The sequence below is a fragment of the Burkholderia sp. BCC1999 genome (assembly GCF_905339975.1).
GTDB lineage: Bacteria > Pseudomonadota > Gammaproteobacteria > Burkholderiales > Burkholderiaceae > Burkholderia.
Window position 1 is genome coordinate 70,330 of sequence record NZ_CAJPHP010000005.1, and the last position, 20,122, is coordinate 90,451.

Here is a 20,122-nt window from a genome sequence, read left to right on the forward strand (position 1 = left end):
GCCGGGGCGCTTTTTCATTGCCGTGCGCGCGGGCCGATGCTCAGGCGGTGCCCCGCGCCGGATAGCGGACGTCGAGTATGTCGATCGGCTGCGGGCCGGCCGGCGTCATCAGCGTGACGGTATCGCCGATCTTCGCCTTGATCAGCGCACGCGCGACCGGCGAAATCCAGCTGACGCAGCCGTGGTCGAGATCGACCTCGTCGATCCCGACGATCGTGATCGTGTGATCCACGCCGTCCGGCGTCTCGTAATCGACCGTTGCGCCGAAGAACACCTGGTCGACGTTCTCCTGCCGGCTCGCGTCGACGACTTCGGCGAGATCGAGCCGCTTCGTCAGGAAACGGATACGGCGGTCGATCTCTCGCAGCCGCCGCTTGCCGTAGATGTAGTCGCCGTTCTCCGACCGGTCGCCGTTCGACGCGGCCCACGACACGAGCCGCACGACCTCGGGGCGCTCGACGTCGATCAGGCTCAACAGCTCGTCTCTCAGCCGCTTGTGGCCGGCCGGCGTGATGTAGTTCTTCGCGCCCGCCGGAATCGCGGGTTGAGCCTGGTCGAGATCGTCGTCGTCACCGTCCGACTCTTTGACAAACGCCTTGTTCATGATGCAGATTCAACATGGATGACTGATCCTCCAAGGGTACACGAAGGGCCACCGCCCGGGCCACGCAACCTAATTCGCGAATAAGGCTTCCCTTTTTATACAACCCTGCTATAATTTCGCTTCTGCGTGCGGCTGTAGCTCAGTTGGATAGAGTACTTGGCTACGAACCAAGGGGTCGTGGGTTCGAATCCTGCCAGCCGCGCCACTTTTTCGAGGGCCTTCAGAACCGAAGGCCCTTTCAGTTCAAAGCAGTAGAAGTTTTGTTTTGCGTGCGGCTGTAGCTCAGTTGGATAGAGTACTTGGCTACGAACCAAGGGGTCGTGGGTTCGAATCCTGCCAGCCGCGCCACTTTTTTGGGGGGCCTTCCCATCGCAGAAGGTTCCGACAGTTGAAGCAGTACCGTTTTGCGTGCGGCTGTAGCTCAGTTGGATAGAGTACTTGGCTACGAACCAAGGGGTCGTGGGTTCGAATCCTGCCAGCCGCGCCACCTTAAAAGGGCTTTCCTCCGGGAAAGCCCTTTTTCTTTTTCGCCTCCCCCTCTTCTCTCGCTCGCGCCATCGCAGGTTCGTGCCGCAGCACTCGTGAAAACGGCGGCCATTGGCCGCCGTCAGTCGATCGAGCACCCGCGCACCGAGCCGCGTCAGTAATCCTGCCGTTCGCGCTCGATACGCATGCCGCCGTCGTGGCGCGCATGCGCACCGTCGTCGGTCGAGCGCTCGCGCATGATCCGCATCACATCCGGGTTGGTTCGCACGCGCCGCATCACGTTCGCGAGATGCACGCGGTCGCTGACCTGGATCACGAAGCGCAGCACCGTCGATTCGTGCGTCAGATCCTCGTCCATCGCGATATGCACGATGTTCGCGTCGGCCGACGTGATGTCCGCCGCGACACGCGCGAAGATGCCCTTGGTGTTCTTCACGAGCGCCTTCACCGCGACATCGAACAGGCGGCCCGGCTGCGGCGCCCATTCGACATCGATCCAGCGGCCCGGGTCGCGGCGATGAATCCGCTGTGCGACGCGGCAATCGGTCGTATGAATCGCCATCCCCAGGCCGATGCCGATGTAACCCATGATTGCATCGCCCGGAATCGGCCGGCAGCATGCCGACAACTGCACGGACATCCCTTCGGTGCCGGTAATCACGACCGGCGGCGCATGATGCGCGGGATGCCGCTCGGACTTCGGCAGGTCGTCGTCCGCGTCGCGGCCGCTCATCAGCACCTCGATGCGCTTGGCCATTACCGCGGCAACGCGGCGGCCGAGGCCGATGTCCGCGAAAATTTCCTGGCGACTCTTGTTGCCCGTCCACTGCACGAGCTTCTCCCACACTTCCGGCTCGACATCGGCCAGCGCGAGACCGTAGCCCTTCAGGCTCTGGTCGACGAGCCGCTCGCCCAGCTGCACCGACTCGTTCAGGCGCATCGTCTTCAGGTAGTGGCGGATCGCCGAACGCGCCTTGCCGGTACGCACGAAACCGAGCCATGCGGGATTCGGCTTCGAATACGGCGCGGTGATCACTTCGACGATGTCGCCGCTCTTCAGCTCGGTGCGCAGCGGCAGCAATTCGTTGTTGATCTTCACGGCCACGCACTGGTTGCCGAGATCGCTGTGGATCGAATACGCGAAATCGAGCGCCGTCGCGCCACGCGGCAGCGCCATGATCTTCGACTTCGGCGTGAACACGTAGACCGCGTCGGGGAACAGGTCGATCTTCACGTGCTCGAGGAATTCGCTCGAATCGCCGGCTTCGCTCTGGATGTCGAGCAGCGACTTCAGCCACTGGTGCGCGCGCTTCTGCACGTCGCTGAGATCCGCGCTGCCGTTCTTGTACAGCCAGTGTGCGGCGACCCCTGCCTCGGCGATCTCGTGCATCTTGCGCGTGCGCACCTGGAATTCGATCGGCGCGCCGAACGGGCCGACGAGCGTCGTGTGCAGCGACTGATAGCCGTTGATCTTCGGGATCGCGATGTAGTCCTTGAACTTGCCGGGCACGGGCTTGTACAGCGCGTGCAGCGCGCCGATGCACGTGTAGCAGTCGAGCGGGCTATCAACGACGACGCGAAAACCGTACACGTCGAGCACCTGCGAGAACGACAACTGCTTGTCGCGCATCTTGCGGTACACGCTGTAGATGGTTTTCTCGCGGCCGGTGATCTCGGCGTCGATCTTCGCGTCGGCCATCGCGCGCTGCGCGGCCTCGAGGATCTTGCTGATCACTTCGCGGCGATTGCCGCGCGCGGCCCTCACGGCCTTCTCGAGCGTCGCGTAGCGATGCGGGTTGAAGTTCGCGAAGCTCATGTCCTGCAGCTCGCGATACGTGTTGTTCAACCCGAGGCGGTGCGCGATCGGCGCGTAGATGTCGAGCGTTTCGCGCGCGACGCGACGACGCTTTTCCATCGGCACCGCGCCGAGCGTACGCATGTTGTGCAGGCGGTCGGCGAGCTTGACGAGAATGACGCGCACATCGCGCGCCATCGCGAGCAGCATCTTGCGGAAGTTTTCCGCCTGCGCTTCCTCGCGGCTGCGGAACTCCATCTTGTCGAGCTTCGACAGGCCGTCGACCAGTTCGGCGACCTTCGGGCCGAACCGTTCGGCCAGCTCACTCTTGGTCACGCCCTGGTCTTCCATCACGTCGTGCAGGAGCGCTGCCATCACGGCCTGCGCGTCGAGCTTCCAGCCGGCGCAGATTTCCGCGACGGCGACAGGATGGGTGATGTAGGGTTCGCCGCTCTGGCGATATTGACCGAGGTGGGCTTCGTCGCTGAAGTGGAACGCCGCCTTGACCTCTTTGATTTCTTCCGGAGGTAGATACTCGGCAAGCACGGTCGTCAGTTTCGCGATCGAAACGACGCCGTGCTTGCGAGGCTGCTCCGGAGTGGCGGTCGGCCCGAACAGATGCCGGAAGGACTGTTCGAGGACCGCGTCGATGTACTGGCGCGCAGGCGACTGGGCCGTGGCTTCGGTGGTCGAATCCGCGGAGGCGGACGATGGGGTGGTGCTCATATTCGCCTCCAGGTCGGGTCGTTGCGCGCGTGGATTACATGGCTGGAACGGGCCGGATGCGCGTTACACCGGCACCTTCTTCAGCATCTCGACGCCGACCTGGCCGGCAGCGATTTCGCGCAGCGCGACGACGGTCGGCTTGTCGCGGCTTTCGATCTTCGGCGTATGGCCTTGCGCGAGCTGCCGCGCGCGGTAGGTGGCGGCGAGCGCCAGTTCGAAGCGGTTCGGGATTTGCTTCAGGCAGTCTTCGACGGTAATGCGAGCCATGGTGGTAATTCCTTCTGAATATAGTCGTTATTCTACCTTATGTCCCTCGGCCCCCGCGTCATTCCGCGTGGGGCAGATGGATGCCGAGCTCGATGAACAGCTCCGTGTGTCGCGCGTACTGCGAAGCAAAGCGCAGGCGCGTCGCGGCGACGATGCATTCGAGCTCCGCGAGCGCACGCTCGAAATTCTCGTTGATCACCACGTATTCCGCTTCCGACGCGTGCGCGATCTCGCTGCCGGCAGCCAGCAGGCGGCGCGTGATCACGTTCGGTTCGTCCTGGCCGCGCTTCTTCAGACGCTCCTCGAGCGCATCGAGCGACGGCGGCAGGATGAAGATGCCGACCGCGTTACGGAACTGCTTCTTCACCTGCAGTGCGCCCTGCCAGTCGATCTCGAGCAGCACGTCATGGCCGCTCTTCATCTGCTCTTCGATCCAGACGCGCGACGTGCCGTAGTAGTTGCCGTGCACTTCCGCGCTCTCGAGGAATTCGTGCGCCGCATGACGCGTGCGGAAATCCTCGACGGTCGTGAAGTGATAGTGCTGGCCGTCCTGTTCGCCGGGGCGCGGCTTGCGCGTCGTGTACGAGATCGACAGGCAGATGTCGCTGTCCTTCGACAGCAACGCGTTCACGAGCGTCGACTTGCCGGCGCCCGACGGCGCAATGACCATGAACAGGTTGCCGGGATAGACGCCCGCGTGAAGCGTATGCGCGTCGTGAGTGGGGTGGATCATCTTGCGTTACTCCAGGTTTTGCACTTGCTCGCGCATCTGCTCGATCAACAGCTTGAGCGCCATCGATGCGTCGGCCAGTTCCTTCGCCGCCGCCTTCGAGCCGAGCGTGTTTGCTTCTCGATTCAGTTCCTGCATCATGAAGTCGAGACGCTTGCCGACGCGGCCGCCCTTCTCGATGACATGGCGCGTTTCGTTCAGGTGCGCGGTAAGACGCGAAAGCTCTTCCGCGATGTCGATCCGGATCCCGTACATCGTCACTTCCTGACGAATGCGTTCCGCGGCTTCCTCGCGCGTGACGATCGGCGCGCTGCCTTCGGGCGCCGCGATGCCGAGCGCTTCCTGCAGCCGTTCGACGATCTTCTGCTGATGCTTCGCGATCAGCTCCGGCACGAGCGGCGTGATGCGCGCGACGATCGCTTCCATCTCGGTGACGTTCGACAGCAGCATCGTCGCCAGCTGCGCGCCTTCGCGCGAACGCACGACGACGAGCTCGCCGATCGCTTCCTTGCCGCACGCGAGCACCGCATCGCGGATCGCTTCCGCCGACACGCCGCTCTCGGCGATCACGCCGGGCCAGCGCAGGATCTCGCCCGCGCGCAGGCGGCCGACGCCCGGAAACGAATCGAGCACCGAGCGCTCGAGCTCGGCGAGCTGGCCGAGCGCCGACTGGTTCAGCGCGCCCGCGCCGATGCTCTGTTCGCCGCGCTGCAGGTTGATGCGGATATCGACCTTGCCGCGCGACAGCTTGTTCATCAGCATTTCGCGCAGCGCGGGTTCGCACGCGCGCACGTCGTCCGGCATCCGGAAATTGAGGTCGAGGAAGCGCGAGTTCACGGTGCGCAGTTCGACCGACACGCTGGTGCCGCCGTTGCCGGTGGCCGTCGCGAGTTCGCGCGTCGCGCTCGCGTAGCCCGTCATGCTGTAGATCATGGTTCGTCTCGCCGTCTGGGTGCCCTCGCGGGCGGGGATATGTCGAGGCGCCCGGCGCATCGGAAAGCGCGGGGCGGGAAGCGCGCATTATCCCATTTTGCGGACCACCCCGCCGGGCAAGCCCGCCGTTCGGCGCTAAAATCGGGGTTTCCTCTCCTTCCGCGATTTCCCCATGACGTCTTCCGTTTCCCGCCCGAGCGGCCGCCGCGCCGACGAACTGCGCAAGGTCGCCCTCACGCGCCACTACACGAAACACGCCGAAGGCTCGGTGCTGGTCGAATTCGGCGACACCAAGGTGCTCTGCACCGCGAGCGTCTCCGAACGCGTGCCCGACTTCCTGCGCGACCGCGGGCAAGGCTGGCTGACGGCCGAATACGGGATGCTGCCGCGCGCGACGCACACGCGCAGCGACCGTGAAGCCGCGCGCGGCAAGCAGACGGGCCGCACGCAGGAAATTCAGCGTCTGATCGGCCGCGCGCTGCGCGCGGTGTTCGATCTCGAGGCGCTCGGCCCGCGCACGATCCACATCGACTGCGACGTGATCCAGGCCGACGGCGGCACGCGCACTGCGAGCATCACCGGCGCCTTCGTCGCCGCGCACGACGCCGTGTCGAAGCTGATCGCGGCCGGCAAGCTCACGCGCTCGCCGATCACCGACCACGTCGCCGCGATCTCGGTCGGCGTGTACGAAGGCGCGCCGGTGCTCGACCTCGACTACGCGGAAGATTCGCAGTGCGACACCGACATGAACGTCGTGATGACGGGCGCCGGCGGCTTCGTCGAAGTCCAGGGCACGGCCGAAGGCGTGCCGTTCTCGCGCGCCGAGATGAACGCGCTGCTCGACCTCGCGCAAGGCGGCATCGCCGAGCTCGTGCAGCTTCAGAAAGACGTGCTGGGCGCCTGACATGCCTGACGACCACACCATCGCGCCGCTGTCGCGCATCGTTCTCGCGTCGAACAACGCCGGCAAGCTGCGCGAATTCACCGCGCTGTTCTCGACGGTCGGCATCGAGATCGTCCCGCAGGGCGAGCTCGCGGTGCCCGAAGCGGAAGAGCCGTTCGGCACGTTCATCGAGAACGCGCTGACGAAGGCGCGCCACGCGTCGCGGCTCACCGGGCTGCCGGCGATCGCCGACGACTCGGGCCTGTGCGTGCGCGTGCTGCGCGGCGCGCCGGGCGTCTACTCGGCGCGCTATGCGCAGCGCGCGGGTCGCGACAAGGGCGACGCGGCGAACAACGCGTATCTCGTCGAGCAACTGCGCGGCGTCGACGACCGGCGCGCATACTATTGCTGCGTGCTCGCGCTCGTGCGCCACGCGGACGATCCCGAACCGCTGTTCGCCGAAGGGCGCTGGACCGGGGAAATCGTCGACACGCCGCGCGGCGAGCACGGATTCGGCTACGACCCGTATTTCTACCTGCCGGCGCTCGGCGCGACGGCCGCGGAACTCGATCCGGCCGTGAAGAACACGCACAGCCATCGCGCGCTGGCGCTCAAGGCGCTGCTGGCGCGGCTCGCGGAGGAAGCATGAGCGTGCCCGATACCCGTTCGCTGCAGGGGGTTGCATGAGTCAGGCCGCGGAAACCGGTGCGCGTGTCGTCGCGACCTTCACGTCGCCCGGCCAGGTGCGACTCACGTCGCTGCCGCCGCTCGCGCTGTACGTGCATTTCCCGTGGTGCGTGCGCAAGTGCCCGTACTGCGATTTCAACTCGCACGAATGGAAAGGCGAACGGTTTCCGGAAACCGAATACCTCGATGCGCTGCGCGCCGACCTCGAGCAGGCGCTGCCGCTCGTCTGGGGGCGCCAGGTGCATACCGTGTTCATCGGCGGCGGCACGCCGAGCCTGCTGTCGGCGGCCGGCCTCGACCGGATGCTCTCCGACGTCCGCGCGCTGCTGCCGCTCGACGCCGATGCCGAGATTACGCTCGAGGCGAATCCGGGCACGTTCGAAGCCGCGAAGTTCGCGCAGTTTCGTGCGAGCGGCGTGAACCGCCTGTCGGTCGGCATCCAGAGCTTCAACGAAGCGCACCTGAAGGCGCTCGGCCGGATTCACGACACGGCGCAAGCACGCGCGGCCGTCGAGATCGCCGCAAAGAACTTCGACAACTTCAACCTCGACCTGATGTTCGCGCTGCCGAACCAGACGCTCGACGAATGCCGCACCGACATCGAAACCGCGCTGTCGTTCGCGCCGCCGCATCTGTCGCTGTACCACCTGACGCTCGAGCCGAATACGATGTTCGCGAAGTTCCCACCCGTCGTCCCCGACGACGACGCGTCGGCCGACATGCAGGAGTGGATCCATGCGCGCACGGCCGAGGCCGGCTACGGGCGCTATGAAGTGTCCGCGTATGCGAAGCCGAATCATCAGTGCAAGCACAACCTGAACTACTGGCGCTTCGGCGACTATCTCGGGATCGGCGCGGGCGCACACACGAAGCTGTCGTTCCCGAACCGGATCCTGCGGCAGGCACGCTACAAGCATCCGGCGACCTTCATCGAGCAGGCAAAGGCCGGCACGGCCGTGCAGGAAGAGCGTGAAGTCGGTGCGCGCGACCTGCCGTTCGAGTTCATGCTGAACACGCTGCGGCTCGTCGAGGGCTTCCCGGTGCACAGCTTCGCCGAACGCACGGGCCTGCCGATGAGCACGATCGAGCCGGCGCTGCAGGAAGCGGAGCAACACGGGCTGATCGCGCGCGATTTCGCGCAGATCGCGCCGACGCCGCTCGGCCAGCGTTTCCTCAACGACCTGCAGGAATTGTTCCTGCGCGACGATTGAAGGAATGAGCGAGGCGGCATTTCGGTTACAATGCCGCCTCGTGTGGAAGCGTGGCCGAGCGGTTTAAGGCACCGGTCTTGAAAACCGGCGACGGGAAACTGTCCGTGAGTTCGAATCTCACCGCTTCCGCCAGGAAGTTCGCCAAGCCCCGTCCATTCGTTGAATGACGGGGTTTTTGCTTATCGGTTTGTCCGTGCGCGCCCTCCCCGCACGTCCCGACGCGTCGCGCCGGATGCCGTTACAATCCCGCGCTCCGATTCGCGAAACGGGAAACCCACTTCATGAAGCCCCTCATCGTCTCGTCGCTCGTCGCCCTGCTGGGTGCCGTCAGCACGCATGCGGCCGCCGACACTGCGTCCGGCAGCGGCACACCGGCATCGTGCGCGATCGCAACCGTCAGCGGCGTCGGCGGTTCGCCGCGCGGCCTGAGCGAATACCTCGCGAGCCCGTCGCCCTACAACTACCTGAAGGACAACGACCTCCAGTGCAAGGTGGGCGACGACGGACGCACGTCGAACTGCACCGGCGTGACCTACCTGCGCAACGAACAGGTCAGCGTGTACGACGATTCCGATCCGGCGACGCTCACCGTCGTCGCGCGCGTGGAGCTCGACCACGGCCAGAAATACCCGGTGATCATCGTGGTGCAACGCAAGGACGCGCGCTGCAAACAATGATGCAGCGCCGCGCGCGAAGCCATCGCGCTCGCGTCGGTACTTCGCGCGGCAGCTGAGCCGCGGCCACGGGCTCGCCCCATCACCGCGCCGGAAGCCTCCCGGCCGGTCGCTCGATCACCTAGAATTCGATCAACACGGCGACACGACCGCCGCCGCGTACTCGATGCCGCACGCGCCAACCCTGCGCGCGGCACACGGAGATCGCCATGACCGAACTGTCGAGCGCGACGGAACCCGTCGATTACGAAGGCTTCGAGATCCATGTCGTGCCGGCCGCCGTGCCCGGCAGCGACACGCGCCATACCTACACCGGCTACGTGTGCCATCCGGGCGCGAACCCCGCGCTGCCCGGCCACGCGGTACCGTTCCACGCGGACGGCGAGGAAAGCTTCGCGAGCGTCGATGAGGCTGTCCACGAAGCCGTGCACATCGGCAAGAGCATCATCGACGGGACGCACCCGGACCTGTCGGTGCTGTCGCTCGTCACGCACGGATTCTGAACCGGGCGGCACGCATCGCCGACGCTTGCGCGGGTGCCTGCCTCGGTGCAGCCAGCGGCAACCGACGCGCCGGGCCAAACCGTCGTCACGCGCCTGCGCGCCACTTGCATTCGTCGCCTTGCTTTCAACCTTGCAACACGCACGCCGGGATGCGCGCGTGCGGCGGCCGCGCGAGCGTGCCGTCACATGTCACGTCACATCGCGGTACGCGGGCGCACGCCGCCTCGTCATCAGCAATCGCAACGCCCTGCGTCGCGCGTTATGCGTTTGTCCCGATATCGACTCGCGTCCGTGCGCCTATCATTTTTTTATAGTCACTCCCGGCCAGCCTCCCATGCGCCCCCTTCTCCGTTTGCGCGTCGACCGGCTGCGTGTTGCCGCGCTGGCCGTCGCCGCCCTGCTCTCGGCGTGCACGATCACGCCGCCGTCTTCACTGCATTCGATCCTGACGATTCCCTCGATCACGCGTAGCGGCAGTCTCGACCAGTATCGCGTCGAGGTAGCGCAGCGTGTCGCCGAACGCAATCCATCCGGCATGCTGCACGGCACGCCGCAGGCGATGCTCCGTTCGCTCGTGGTTGTGTCCTTCACCGTCGATGGCGGTGGCCGGCTCGTCAATGCGTCCGTCTATCGCAGCAACGGCGACAGCGAGGCGGAAGCGCTCGCCCTCGCGTCGCTGCGCCGCTCGGCGCCGCTGCCGCCGCCACCGTCGCGACTGCTCGACGGCAACGGCCGGCTCGAACTGATGGAAGGCTGGCTCTTCAACGACGACGGCCACTTCCAGTTGCAAAGCACAGCGTCCGCGCAGGCGCAATCGATCGACTGATGCGCCGCCGCCGCGCGATTGCCGGTGTGCGGCGGCGCTGGCTATAATTTTCCGCAACCGCGCGGCCATCACGCCGCGCGCGCGTTCGCGCGCCCCACCCGGCATGCGAGCCGACCACGCCGGCACCGGGCGGCGGCGACGTACCCGTCTCCATCGTCGACCGGCGGGTGACGTCCGCGCCACGGCGCGCGCCCACGCCGCCATCGCATCATCCGCATCATCCGCTCGGCTACACCCGGCAGGCATCCGCCTGCCCGACCGCACGCTCAGCCGACCGCCCCAACGACAAAACGGAGACATCCATGTCCGCATCCCCCCCGACCGTTGCTCACGCAACCGGTTCGGCCGGCGCCGTCAGCCACCGGCGCATCGTGTTCGCGAGCTTCATCGGCACCGCGATCGAGTTCTACGATTTCTACGTGTACGCGACGGCCGCCGCGCTCGTCATCGGCCCCGTGTTCTTCCCGCACGGCTCTGCGACCGCGCAGGCGCTGTCCGCGTTCGTCACGTTCGGCATCGCATTCATTGCCCGCCCGATCGGCTCGTTCCTGTTCGGGCACTTCGGCGACCGCATCGGCCGCAAGTCGACGCTCGTCGCGTCGCTGCTCGTGATGGGCGTGTCGACCACCGCGATCGGCTTCGTGCCCGGCTACGACGCGATCGGCGCGCTCGCACCGGTGCTGCTGTGCGTGCTGCGCTTCGGCCAGGGGATCGGCCTCGGCGGTGAATGGGGCGGCGCGGCGCTGCTCGCGACCGAGCACGCACCGCAGGGCAAGCGCGGCTGGTTCGGGATGTTCCCGCAACTCGGCCCGTCGGTGGGCTTCCTGATGTCGAACGGCCTGTTCTTCGCGCTCGCGCTGTCGCTGTCCGACGAGCAGTTCCGCAGTTGGGGCTGGCGCATTCCGTTCCTCGTCAGCGCGGTGCTCGTCGCGCTCGGCCTGTACGTGCGGCTCAAGATCACCGAAACGCCCGCGTTCCAGGCCGCACTCGACCGCAACGAGCGCGTGCGCGTGCCGGTCGCGACGCTCGTCACGCAGCACTGGCAGCCGACGCTGCTCGGCGCGCTCGCGATGGTCGTCTGCTACACGCTGTTCTATATCTCGACGGTGTTCTCGCTGTCGTACGGCGTGTCGGCGCTGCATATTCCGCGCCAGAGCTTCCTCGGGCTGCTGTGTTTCGCCGTCGTGTTCATGGGGCTCGCGACACCGCTTTCCGCGTGGGCGTCGGACCGCTTCGGCCGCAAGCCGGTGCTGATCGTCGGCGCGATCGCCGCGCTGCTGTCGGGTTTCGCGATGGAGCCGTTGCTCGGCAGCGGCTCGATGCCGCTCGTCGCGCTGTTCCTGACGATCGAGCTGTTCCTGATGGGTGTGACGTTCGCGCCGATGGGCGCGCTGCTGCCGGAACTGTTCCCGACCAACGTCCGCTATACGGGCGCGGGCGTGGCGTACAACCTCGGCGGGATCCTCGGCGCGTCGATCGCACCGTATATCGCACAGCTGCTGGCGGCGCGCGGCGGGCTGTCATGGGTCGGCGGATACGTGTCGGTCGCGGCGGCGATCAGCCTGATCGGCGTGCTGCTGATGCGCGAAACGCGCGACGCATCGCTCGTCTGAGCCCCCGGGGCGACCCGGGTTGTGCGGCGGCAGGCGCTGCCTATACTCGATCCTGGGCGCGCCGTTGCGCGCCCGGGGATCCCGCCCTGAAAGGAGCCGCCGCCATGAATATCCGCCTCGGCAATGCCGATCTCGTCCTGATCCTCGCACTCGCGCTGGGTGGCGCGCTATTGCTCGCGCTGCGGTTCCGGCCGAAAACGTGGCGCGGCCTCGTGTTCGAGGCGCTGCTGGCAAATCTGGCGGCCATCGCCGCCGTCATCACGATCGAGGCGCTGCTGGCCTGAACCGGCCCGCGGCAGCCGTCAGGCAGTCAGGCGCGCACGCAGCGCGCCATAGGCAGGGGCGACCGCATCGATCGCGTCCAGCGCCTCGTCGACGGACGGCATCGCGCCCGGCTCGCCGATCGACAGGGCATTCGGCGCACCGCCGATACCGCAATGGTGGCGCGAAGTCGCGACGAAGATCATCACGGTCGGCCGCTGCAACGCATGCGCCATGTGAACGAATCCCGTATCGACCCCCACCACCAGCGCGGCCCGTCCGAGCGCCGCGCCGAGTTCGCGCACAGTCATCGCCGGTAATACGACTGCGCCCGGCGCACGCGCGGCGATGTCCTTCGCGTCGTCATGCTCGGCGCTCGATCCCCACGGCAACAGCACCCGCACGCCGCGCGCCATCATCTGCGTGGCCAGCGCGGCCCAATGGTCGGCCGGCCATTTCTTGTCGGGATTGGACGTCGCATGGAACAGCAGCATGAACGGTGCACCATCGGTCACGGCCGCCGGCAGGTTCGCGCCCTGCGGCGGGACGATGCCGTAGGTGGCGAGGCCTTCAGGCCGGTAGCCGAGCGCTTCGCCGGCGCTCACGCGCATGCCGTGCCACGCATCGCAGTCCGGCCGCGGGCCGAAACGATGCGAATACGCGAAACGCGCGCCCGTTTCGCCGAGATCCTGGGTCTGGTAGCCGACACGGCGCGCCGCACGCGCCAGCGCCGAAATGATCGCGCTCTTGTACACGCCGTGCAGGTCGATGACCGCATCGTAACGATGCGCCCGCAACGCGCCGATCGACGACGAAATCGCCTTCAGGTCGCCGGTGTTGCGGAGCTTCTTGAAGCGGCGCAGCGGCGCGCACAGCACGGCGCTCACGCCCGGATGCCAGCGCACGACCTCGGCACACGATTCGTCCACGGCCCAGTCGACCGTCACGCCCGGAAAGGCGCGATGCAGATCCGCGACGACGGGCAGCGTCTGGACGACGTCGCCGAGCGACGTCACTTTCACGATGAGGATGCGTTTCACGTTTGCGGGGAAGAGCCAGCCATTTGGGGATGCTAACGACGGATGCCCGTCGCGAACATTACTCCTGAATTACATTTGCAACGAATTGCTACAAGCTTGCAAAACGTTGTCGCCCGACTGCGCGGCGCCGGTTCTTTTTATAATCGGTTCTTTGCCTGATGGCCACCGCCGATGCCACGCCCTGCCATTCCCGCCCTGTTTCCGGCCCTCACCCGTCGCTCGCTGCGCATCTGGCGACAGTACGGCATTTTCTGGCTCGGCGCGATCGTCGTCGGGCTCGCAGCCGTACTTTACGCGCGGCTGATCGACTGGGGCTACGAGTCCTTCCGCGCGATGCGCGAGCACGCGGTGTGGCTGCCGCTGCTGTTGACGCCCGCGATCGCCGCCGTGTCGGTATGGCTCACGCGCCGGTTCTTCCGCGGTGCCGAAGGCAGCGGCATCCCGCAGGTGATCGCGACGCTGCATGCGCGCCCGAGCGCGTTCGGCGCCCGGTTGCTGACGCTGCGCATCCTGTTCGGCAAGGTGCTGATTTCGTTCCTGGGCATCCTGGGCGGCTTCACGATCGGTCGCGAGGGGCCGACCGTGCAGGTCGGCGCGGCGCTGATGTTCAACCTTCGACGCTTCTACCCGCGCTCGAACGCGCAGATCGAACGGCAGCTCGTGCTGGCCGGCGCGGCAGCCGGACTGTCGGCCGCGTTCAATACGCCGCTGGCCGGGATCGTGTTCGCGATCGAGGAGCTGACGCGCAGCTTCTCCGCGCGCGCAAGCGGCGTGCTGATCACCGCGATCATCCTCGCCGGTGTCGTCGCGCTCGGCCTGAACGGCAACTACACGTATTTCGGCACGATCGATGCCGGCCTCCATTTCCCGAAACTGCTGGCGGTCGCGGTGCTGGTCACCGCGATCGTCACGGGCATCGCGGGCGGCCTGTTCTGCTGGCTGCTGCTGAACACGGGGCGCTGGCTGCCCGCGCAACTGCTGGGCCTGTACCGCGAGCGGCCGATCACGTTCGCCGCACTGTGCGGCTTCGCGATCGCCGTCGTCGGCCTGGTGTCGGGCGGCACGACCTTCGGCAGCGGCTACGCCGAGGCGCGCGGCCTGCTCGACGGCAGCCAGCACCTGTCGGTGTTCTATCCGTTCCTGAAGATGATCTCGATGGTCGCGTCGTACCTGCCGGGCATCCCGGGCGGGATCTTCGCGCCGTCGCTGTCGATCGGCGCCGGATTCGGCAACCTGCTGCACGTCGTGTTCAGCAACATGAGCCTGCCGATGCTGATCGCACTCGCGATGGTCGGCTATCTGGCGGCCGTCACGCAGTCGCCGATCACGTCGTTCGTGATCGTGATGGAAATGATCAACGGCCATGCGCTCGTGATTTCGCTGATGGCGACCGCACTGGTGTCGAGCCGCATATCGCGCTTTTTCGCGCCGCCGCTCTACGAAACGCTCGCGCTGCGCTATCTCGCGCCGCCCGCCGCGGCCACCGAACCGGCCGCGGCATCGGCGGCGAGCGCGGCAGCGAGCACGGCGGCTGCGACCGGCGTGACCGGCGTGACGGAGCCGCAGGACGCGGCCGCCGCGCCTGCCGATCCGCTCGACACGCTGCGCGACCAAGGCGGCGACGAGCCGGTCGCTGCAACGCCGGGTGCAAGCTCGGCGCACACACCGGCCCCGCAGGGCGACGAACCGGCTGCGGCCGGCGCGAACGGCCCGGCGCAACCCGGCCCGCGCGACGCTCAGTAGATCACGACCGGCGCCGGCCGGTAGTAGACGGGCCGCGCCGGCACGACGATGCACCCGGCCAGCGTGATCGCGACGAGCGCGATGGCAATGACGGTTCTTTTCATCACGCGCCTCCATCACGCCCAGTGGCCACGGGTCCAGAACCAGTTCGGACCGCGCTGGTCCCAGTGGCCCGGCACCCATTGCATGCCGACGCGCTCGGCTTCCCAGTGGCCGCCGATCCACACGTAGCGGCCATGCTCCCAGCGCCAGTGCCCACGCTCCCACACGTAGCCCACGCGCGCGGTCGGCACGACCTCGTAGCGCACCGGCGGCGGCGCGTTCGGCGAAACGACGACGATCTCCTCGGTGCGCACGGCAACCGGCTCGGCGATGACCACGCGGCCCTGCGGCGCGATCACGGGTGTGCCGACGAGAATCTCGTCCGCATGCGCGGCAAACGGCGCGACGACGGCTGACAGGCCCGCGGCAAACAGGGCGAGCGAAACGATACGACGTTGAACGGTAGAGACAGCCATCACAACCTCCTGGTTGAACAAGTTACGCGAGCGTATTCGTTCAATGCGGGAGGGGCGATTACGGCCGACAGGCGCCGTGTTACGGCGTGCCCGAAAGTGCAACAGGGCGTAAGACGCGCACGGCGGCAGGCGCCGCCGTGCGGAGGGACACCGGCAAGCGTCAGGCTTGCGGGATCTCGATCTTCACTTCGAGGACTTCGAGGTCGTCCTGGCGCTCGAGGCTCACGCGGATATCATCGTTCGAAATATGGACGTACTTCGAGATGACCGCGACGAGCTCCTTCTGCAGCGCCGGCAGGTAATCGGCCGGCGGCCGGCCACCGACCCGCTCGTGCGCGATGATGAGCTGCAGGCGCTCCTTCGCGACCGATGCGGATTTCTTCTTCTCGCCGAGGAGAAACGAAAGGATGGACATGGGCGGCCTCCGTTACTTGCTGCCGAAGAGGCGCTGCAGCAGGCCCGGCTTCTGGTAATCGGTGAAGCGCAGCGGCTTGTCCTCGCCGAGGAAGCGCGAGACGACGTCCTTGTACGCTTCGGCGACGTCGGTACCGTCGATATGCACGGCCGGCAGACCCTGGTTCGATGCATGCAGCACGGCTTCCGACTCGGGCACCACGCCGATCAGCTTGATGCGCAGGATCTCGCTGATGTCCTCGAGCGACAGCATCTCGCCTTCGCTCACGCGCTTCGGGCTGTAACGCGTGATCAGCAGGTGCTCCTTGATCGGATCCTTGCCTTCGGTCGCGCGCTTCGTCTTCGACGACAGGATGCCGAGAATGCGGTCGGAGTCGCGCACCGACGACACTTCCGGGTTCGTGACGATCAGCGCTTCATCCGCGAAGTACATCGCGTGCAGCGCGCCGGCCTCGATACCGGCCGGCGAATCGCAGACGATGTATTCGAAGTCCATCGCGACGAGGTCGTTCAGCACCTTCTCGACGCCGTCGCGCGTCAGCGCATCCTTGTCACGCGTCTGCGACGCCGGCAGGATGAACAGGTTCTCGCACTTCTTGTCCTTGATCAGCGCCTGGTTCAGGTTCGCTTCGCCCTGGATCACGTTCACGAGGTCATACACGACGCGACGCTCGCAGCCCATGATCAGATCGAGGTTGCGCAGGCCGACGTCGAAGTCGATCACAGCCGTCTTGTGGCCGCGCAGCGCGATACCGGACGCGAAGCTCGCGCTCGTCGTCGTCTTGCCCACGCCGCCCTTGCCCGAGGTCACCACGATGATTTTTGCCATTTACCCAATACCCTGTGTTCGTCAATGAGAGCCGATCGATCCGGAGCGTGCCGCGTGATTTACGTCAGGCGCAGCGGTTCGATCATCAGTTTTTCCTCTTCGAGCCGGATCTGCACCGATTTGCCCAGTACGTCGGCGGGCAACGGGTTCTCGGTTGTTCGATAGATACCCGCGATCGAAATCAGTTCCGGTTCGAGACACGTGCAGAAAATGCGCGCGTCGTGATTGCCGTGCACGCCCGCGAGAGCGCGGCCGCGCAACGGCGCGTAGATGTGGATATTGCCTTCCGCGATGATCTCCGCGCCGTGACTGACCGGCGCGAGCACCACGAGGTCTCCTTTCGCGTAAATCTGCTGTCCCGAACGCAACGGCCGGTCGATCACGAGCGTCTGGCCACCCGGCTGATTCGATGCCGACGCCTGCTCCGACGCCGGTTCGGGCGTCGCCGCGGCTGCCGCGGCGACAACGGCCTCGGCGATCGGCGACGGTTCCACGCCCTCGGCCGGCCTTGCAGCCGGCACACGGCGATCGCGCGCCTCGAGCAACGGCAGGCCGGCTTCCCCCGCCCAGCCCTGCGTTGCCAGTGCGACGACGCCCACCGGGCGCATCCGCACGTCGTTCAGCATCTGCCGGATGTCCGCGAGCGCGACGCGTTCGCCGTCAGCCAGGCGGCGGACGTCGATCGCGACGACATCGTCGGCGAAAAACTCGGGAGTCGCTTCGAAGCGCTTGACCAGTTCGGTACGCAACGCGTCAAGATCGGTCGTCTTCACGGTGAACAGCAACGTATCGACCGATCCGCTGCGCAGCTCGAAGAATGGCGATTTTTTAAGCGACATGGATACTCTGCAAAAAATTTTTGCGTATTTTACAGGCGTCCACGCGCGCAGCCATTATTTTTGGGACTCGGGGTTGCGGCGGCCCGGGCGGGCACACGACCGGCAGGCGGGCGGGCAAGCGGGCGAACGGGCCTTCATCGCGCCGCGCGGCCCGTGTTTCGAGGGTGCGTCAGTGCTTCACCTGCGACACGAACAGCGATTTCATCGCGCCGGGCATCCGCGCGATCGGCGCGTGCTCGCCAGTGTTGCCGAAACCCGCACGCTCGTAGAACCGGATCGCGTTGCGGTTCGCATCGGCGATCCACGCATAGATGTCGCGGGCGCCACGCTCGGCGAGCCATGCGGTGGCCGTCTCCAGCAGCAGCACGCCGCCGCGCAGATGACGCACCGCGTGCGCGACCCACAGTTCGCTGACGAACGCGCGCCGATCGGGCGTGTTGTCGAAATACGCGCCGATCATGCCGGCCGGATGGCCTTCGGTGTACAGCAGGAAAGTCGTCGACTCGTCGGACAAGGCGCGCAGCGCGGCGATCGCCGACGCTGCGTCCGTCTCGACGTTCAGCAATTCGGCCTCCGGCGCTTCACCCGGTGCGTAAGGCTCACGCAGCGATGCGGCGCGGAGTTCGCGATACACGCTGCCCTGGTTGGCAACGATACGACGAACGGTCAAGGTCGAACTCATGCAGGCACAGCCCCCTTCGGACAGCAAGCTATTAGCTTCAACCGAAAGCGGGGCATGAGTCAAATCGTTATTTTCAAATGACGGCGCGGATCGAAAGGCAACAGGCGTCACCAGCCGCGGCATGAGCCAACCGGTGTGCAGGCGCAGCATCGTCATGCCGATGCGTGCCGACGGACAACCGTCGAAGATTCGCCGTCCGGCGTCCCGCCCGGTGTGCCTTGCGATGCATGGCAGTCGCGTTCCGGAGCGCGTCGCAGGTCCCTCCCTGCGCCGTAATGCTGCGTAATATAAGCAAACAAAAAGCGCGCTCCTCCAGTGTCCGCCCACCCGGTTTATTGCAATGCACCATTTGTTGCGGACGCGCACGATCGACACACTCGCACGCACGCTTCACGATTCATCTGACAAACACGCGGCATGCGCGAGCCGATCCGGCTTGCGTCGCATGTTTCAATCGGCGCGTGCCGGCCCCTCCCGGCATGGCTCGCGCGCGCCCTGCCGTTTGGAGTCGCACGCCTAGCGCCGGTGTTTGGCAAGCGGGCGTACGGGTCGTATAACAGGCAGAACCGGACAACGATCCGGTGCCACCGCGCGCGCGTCGCGGGCTCACGAGGATTCGAACAACCGTGCATGCGGCCGCCCATCGGGCCCGCTGACTGGAGGGAGACAATGGCAATGACCGACGGATCGGCCGCGGGCTGGTCGGATGGCAAGCGGTACCTGTGGCTGCTCGGCGCACTGACGATCACGCTACCCATCCTCGCTGCCCAGCTTGCGCTGTCGACAGGCCTTCATGTGTTCTGGTGGTTCGGCCCGCTGTTCGCATTCGGCGTGATCCCGATCCTCGACACGCTGATCGGCGACGATCGCGACAATCCGCCCGAGGCCGTCGTGCCGCACCTCGAACGCGAGCGCTATTACCGGTTCATCGTCTATCTGGCGACCTTCGTCGAATACGTCGCGTTCTTCATGTGCGTGTGGATCGTCGGCACGCACGCGCTCGCGTGGTACGACTACGTCGGCTTCGCCCTGTCGCTCGGCGCCTCGACGGGCATCTCAATCAATACCGCGCACGAGCTCGGGCACAAGACCGACCGCTTCGAGCGCTGGCTCGCGAAGATCACGCTCGCACCGGTCGCATACGGCCACTTCTACGTCGAGCACAACCGCGGCCACCACGTGCGCGTCGCGACGGCCGAGGATCCGGCGAGCGCGCGCTACGGCGAGTCGTTCTGGGCATTCCTGCCGCGCACCGTGACCGGCAGTATCCGCTCGGCATGGCGGCTCGAGAAGGCGCGTCTCGAACGGCTCGGGCATTCGCCGTGGACCTGGCGCAACGAGGTGCTGCACGCGTGGGCGATGACCGTCGTCGTGTGGGGCGTCGCGATCGCGATGGCCGGCAAGGTCGTGATCCCGTTCCTCGTGATCCAGGCCGTCTACGGCGCCTCGCTGCTCGAAGTCGTGAACTACGTCGAGCACTACGGGCTCGGCCGCCGCAAGCTGCCGAGCGGCCGCTACGAACGCTGCACGCCGCAGCATTCGTGGAACAGCAACCACGTCGTCACCAACCTGTTCCTGTACCAGTTGCAGCGGCACGCCGACCATCACGCGAATCCGACGCGCTCGTACCAGGCACTGCGCCACTTCGACGATTCGCCGCAACTGCCGGCCGGCTACGCGACGATGATCCTGTTCGCGTACGTGCCGCCGCTCTGGTATCGCGTGATGAACCCGCGCGTCGTCGCGCACTACGGCGGCGACATGGCGCAATCGAACATCAAGCCGTCGATTCGCGCCAGGGTGCTTGCGCAGTATCCGGCCGCGGCGTGATCGGCGGTGACCGGTCCGCGTGAACGGG

21 protein-coding genes and 4 tRNA genes are annotated in these 20,122 nt (G+C 66.3%); 14 read left to right on the forward strand and 11 right to left on the reverse strand.

Annotated features, from left to right (window positions below):
- Nucleotides 1-40: 40 nt before the first annotated feature.
- Nucleotides 41-604 carry a transcription elongation factor GreB gene (gene greB, locus U5809_RS08500; RefSeq protein WP_282506956.1) on the reverse strand — a complete coding sequence of 188 codons (564 nt, stop codon included), beginning with the start codon at nt 602-604 and terminating at the stop codon, nt 41-43.
- A 128-nt stretch (nt 605-732) separates the two neighbouring features.
- Here greB and U5809_RS08505 point away from each other — a divergent pair.
- The 3 genes from U5809_RS08505 to U5809_RS08515 all read left to right on the forward strand — a co-directional run bounded on the left by U5809_RS08505 (nt 733) and on the right by U5809_RS08515 (nt 1,091).
- Nucleotides 733-809: transfer RNA gene (locus tag U5809_RS08505), tRNA-Arg, on the forward strand.
- 66 nt (nt 810-875) lie between these two features.
- Nucleotides 876-952 (forward strand) — tRNA-Arg (locus U5809_RS08510).
- A gap of 62 nt (nt 953-1,014) precedes the next feature.
- Nucleotides 1,015-1,091: transfer RNA gene (locus U5809_RS08515), tRNA-Arg, on the forward strand.
- A 153-nt stretch (nt 1,092-1,244) separates the two neighbouring features.
- Here the strand turns inward: U5809_RS08515 and U5809_RS08520 are convergent.
- From U5809_RS08520 to U5809_RS08535, 4 genes are all read right to left on the reverse strand, one after another.
- On the reverse strand, nt 1,245-3,611 hold the full coding sequence (locus U5809_RS08520) for a bifunctional (p)ppGpp synthetase/guanosine-3',5'-bis(diphosphate) 3'-pyrophosphohydrolase (RefSeq protein WP_322086161.1): 2,367 nt from the start codon (nt 3,609-3,611) through the stop codon (nt 1,245-1,247).
- Between the two features lie 63 nt (nt 3,612-3,674).
- Entirely contained in the window at nt 3,675-3,878 is a 204-nt protein-coding gene (gene rpoZ / locus U5809_RS08525) for a DNA-directed RNA polymerase subunit omega (RefSeq protein WP_006025620.1), read from the reverse strand.
- A gap of 58 nt (nt 3,879-3,936) precedes the next feature.
- Nucleotides 3,937-4,611 (reverse strand): guanylate kinase, encoded by a 675-nt coding sequence (gene gmk / locus U5809_RS08530; RefSeq protein ID WP_176049304.1) that lies wholly within the window; start codon nt 4,609-4,611, stop codon nt 3,937-3,939.
- A gap of 6 nt (nt 4,612-4,617) precedes the next feature.
- A complete protein-coding gene (locus U5809_RS08535; RefSeq protein ID WP_282506954.1) occupies nt 4,618-5,541 on the reverse strand; it encodes a YicC/YloC family endoribonuclease in 924 nt (307 codons plus the stop codon).
- 172 nt (nt 5,542-5,713) lie between these two features.
- On the opposite strand from U5809_RS08535, the gene rph reads away from it, so the two are divergent.
- The 9 genes from rph (at nt 5,714) to U5809_RS08580 (ending at nt 12,222) form a co-directional block, all read left to right on the forward strand.
- A complete protein-coding gene (rph, locus tag U5809_RS08540; protein WP_122944747.1) occupies nt 5,714-6,445 on the forward strand; it encodes a ribonuclease PH in 732 nt (243 codons plus the stop codon).
- A gap of 1 nt (nt 6,446) precedes the next feature.
- Nucleotides 6,447-7,073, forward strand: coding sequence for an RdgB/HAM1 family non-canonical purine NTP pyrophosphatase (gene rdgB, locus U5809_RS08545; RefSeq protein WP_322086162.1), 627 nt, complete (start codon nt 6,447-6,449; stop codon nt 7,071-7,073).
- A 34-nt stretch (nt 7,074-7,107) separates the two neighbouring features.
- Nucleotides 7,108-8,322, forward strand: coding sequence for a radical SAM family heme chaperone HemW (hemW, locus tag U5809_RS08550; protein ID WP_322086163.1), 1,215 nt, complete (start codon nt 7,108-7,110; stop codon nt 8,320-8,322).
- 44 nt (nt 8,323-8,366) lie between these two features.
- Nucleotides 8,367-8,454: transfer RNA gene (locus tag U5809_RS08555), tRNA-Ser, on the forward strand.
- A gap of 149 nt (nt 8,455-8,603) precedes the next feature.
- Nucleotides 8,604-8,999, forward strand: a complete 396-nt coding sequence (locus U5809_RS08560) for a hypothetical protein (protein WP_322086164.1) — start codon at nt 8,604-8,606, stop codon at nt 8,997-8,999.
- A gap of 206 nt (nt 9,000-9,205) precedes the next feature.
- A complete protein-coding gene (locus U5809_RS08565; protein WP_282506950.1) occupies nt 9,206-9,499 on the forward strand; it encodes a hypothetical protein in 294 nt (97 codons plus the stop codon).
- A gap of 334 nt (nt 9,500-9,833) precedes the next feature.
- Complete coding sequence (locus U5809_RS08570; protein WP_322086165.1) at nt 9,834-10,325, forward strand: energy transducer TonB; 492 nt, start codon at nt 9,834-9,836, stop codon at nt 10,323-10,325.
- 302 nt (nt 10,326-10,627) lie between these two features.
- A complete protein-coding gene (locus U5809_RS08575) occupies nt 10,628-11,938 on the forward strand; it encodes an MFS transporter (RefSeq protein WP_176049312.1) in 1,311 nt (436 codons plus the stop codon).
- Between the two features lie 104 nt (nt 11,939-12,042).
- On the forward strand, nt 12,043-12,222 hold the full coding sequence (locus U5809_RS08580) for a hypothetical protein (RefSeq protein WP_282506948.1): 180 nt from the start codon (nt 12,043-12,045) through the stop codon (nt 12,220-12,222).
- Nucleotides 12,223-12,240: 18 nt separating this feature from the next.
- On the opposite strand, the gene waaC is transcribed toward U5809_RS08580, so the two are convergent.
- Nucleotides 12,241-13,239, reverse strand: coding sequence for a lipopolysaccharide heptosyltransferase I (gene waaC, locus U5809_RS08585; RefSeq protein WP_282506947.1), 999 nt, complete (start codon nt 13,237-13,239; stop codon nt 12,241-12,243).
- 171 nt (nt 13,240-13,410) lie between these two features.
- Here waaC and U5809_RS08590 point away from each other — a divergent pair, with 171 nt between their 5' ends.
- Complete coding sequence (locus U5809_RS08590) at nt 13,411-14,982, forward strand: chloride channel protein (RefSeq protein ID WP_322086166.1); 1,572 nt, start codon at nt 13,411-13,413, stop codon at nt 14,980-14,982.
- A gap of 116 nt (nt 14,983-15,098) precedes the next feature.
- On the opposite strand, the gene U5809_RS08595 is transcribed toward U5809_RS08590, so the two are convergent.
- The 5 genes from U5809_RS08595 to U5809_RS08615 form a co-directional block, all read right to left on the reverse strand.
- A complete protein-coding gene (locus U5809_RS08595; RefSeq protein ID WP_176049315.1) occupies nt 15,099-15,500 on the reverse strand; it encodes a YXWGXW repeat-containing protein in 402 nt (133 codons plus the stop codon).
- A gap of 160 nt (nt 15,501-15,660) precedes the next feature.
- A complete protein-coding gene (minE, locus tag U5809_RS08600; RefSeq protein ID WP_006486661.1) occupies nt 15,661-15,915 on the reverse strand; it encodes a cell division topological specificity factor MinE in 255 nt (84 codons plus the stop codon).
- Between the two features lie 12 nt (nt 15,916-15,927).
- A complete protein-coding gene (gene minD / locus U5809_RS08605) occupies nt 15,928-16,743 on the reverse strand; it encodes a septum site-determining protein MinD (protein ID WP_176049316.1) in 816 nt (271 codons plus the stop codon).
- Between the two features lie 59 nt (nt 16,744-16,802).
- The gene (minC, locus tag U5809_RS08610; RefSeq protein ID WP_322086167.1) at nt 16,803-17,582 is read right to left on the reverse strand and encodes a septum site-determining protein MinC; all 780 of its coding nucleotides are present in this window, start codon (nt 17,580-17,582) and stop codon (nt 16,803-16,805) included.
- Between the two features lie 169 nt (nt 17,583-17,751).
- Nucleotides 17,752-18,264: a GNAT family N-acetyltransferase gene (locus tag U5809_RS08615; RefSeq protein WP_322086320.1), complete on the reverse strand. Its 513-nt coding sequence runs from the start codon at nt 18,262-18,264 to the stop codon at nt 17,752-17,754.
- Nucleotides 18,265-18,933: 669 nt separating this feature from the next.
- Between U5809_RS08615 and U5809_RS08620 the strand changes: the two genes are divergently transcribed.
- Complete coding sequence (locus tag U5809_RS08620) at nt 18,934-20,094, forward strand: alkane 1-monooxygenase (protein ID WP_322086168.1); 1,161 nt, start codon at nt 18,934-18,936, stop codon at nt 20,092-20,094.
- The last annotated feature ends 28 nt before the right edge of the window (nt 20,095-20,122 follow it).

Coding starts and splice junctions, on each gene's coding strand:
- U5809_RS08595 (WP_176049315.1), bottom strand. CDS start 15,500: ATGGCTGTCTCTACCGTTCAACGTCGTATCGTTTCGCTCGCCCTGTTT.
- gmk (WP_176049304.1), bottom strand. CDS start 4,611: ATGATCCACCCCACTCACGACGCGCATACGCTTCACGCGGGCGTCTAT.
- rdgB (WP_322086162.1), top strand. CDS start 6,447: ATGCCTGACGACCACACCATCGCGCCGCTGTCGCGCATCGTTCTCGCG.
- U5809_RS08580 (WP_282506948.1), top strand. CDS start 12,043: ATGAATATCCGCCTCGGCAATGCCGATCTCGTCCTGATCCTCGCACTC.
- U5809_RS08615 (WP_322086320.1), bottom strand. CDS start 18,264: ATGAGTTCGACCTTGACCGTTCGTCGTATCGTTGCCAACCAGGGCAGC.
- U5809_RS08575 (WP_176049312.1), top strand. CDS start 10,628: ATGTCCGCATCCCCCCCGACCGTTGCTCACGCAACCGGTTCGGCCGGC.
- U5809_RS08535 (WP_282506954.1), bottom strand. CDS start 5,541: ATGATCTACAGCATGACGGGCTACGCGAGCGCGACGCGCGAACTCGCG.
- minE (WP_006486661.1), bottom strand. CDS start 15,915: ATGTCCATCCTTTCGTTTCTCCTCGGCGAGAAGAAGAAATCCGCATCG.
- U5809_RS08590 (WP_322086166.1), top strand. CDS start 13,411: ATGCCACGCCCTGCCATTCCCGCCCTGTTTCCGGCCCTCACCCGTCGC.
- greB (WP_282506956.1), bottom strand. CDS start 604: ATGAACAAGGCGTTTGTCAAAGAGTCGGACGGTGACGACGACGATCTC.
- U5809_RS08520 (WP_322086161.1), bottom strand. CDS start 3,611: ATGAGCACCACCCCATCGTCCGCCTCCGCGGATTCGACCACCGAAGCC.
- rpoZ (WP_006025620.1), bottom strand. CDS start 3,878: ATGGCTCGCATTACCGTCGAAGACTGCCTGAAGCAAATCCCGAACCGC.
- hemW (WP_322086163.1), top strand. CDS start 7,108: ATGAGTCAGGCCGCGGAAACCGGTGCGCGTGTCGTCGCGACCTTCACG.
- U5809_RS08565 (WP_282506950.1), top strand. CDS start 9,206: ATGACCGAACTGTCGAGCGCGACGGAACCCGTCGATTACGAAGGCTTC.
- U5809_RS08570 (WP_322086165.1), top strand. CDS start 9,834: ATGCGCCCCCTTCTCCGTTTGCGCGTCGACCGGCTGCGTGTTGCCGCG.
- minD (WP_176049316.1), bottom strand. CDS start 16,743: ATGGCAAAAATCATCGTGGTGACCTCGGGCAAGGGCGGCGTGGGCAAG.
- U5809_RS08620 (WP_322086168.1), top strand. CDS start 18,934: ATGGCAATGACCGACGGATCGGCCGCGGGCTGGTCGGATGGCAAGCGG.
- minC (WP_322086167.1), bottom strand. CDS start 17,582: ATGTCGCTTAAAAAATCGCCATTCTTCGAGCTGCGCAGCGGATCGGTC.
- rph (WP_122944747.1), top strand. CDS start 5,714: ATGACGTCTTCCGTTTCCCGCCCGAGCGGCCGCCGCGCCGACGAACTG.
- U5809_RS08560 (WP_322086164.1), top strand. CDS start 8,604: ATGAAGCCCCTCATCGTCTCGTCGCTCGTCGCCCTGCTGGGTGCCGTC.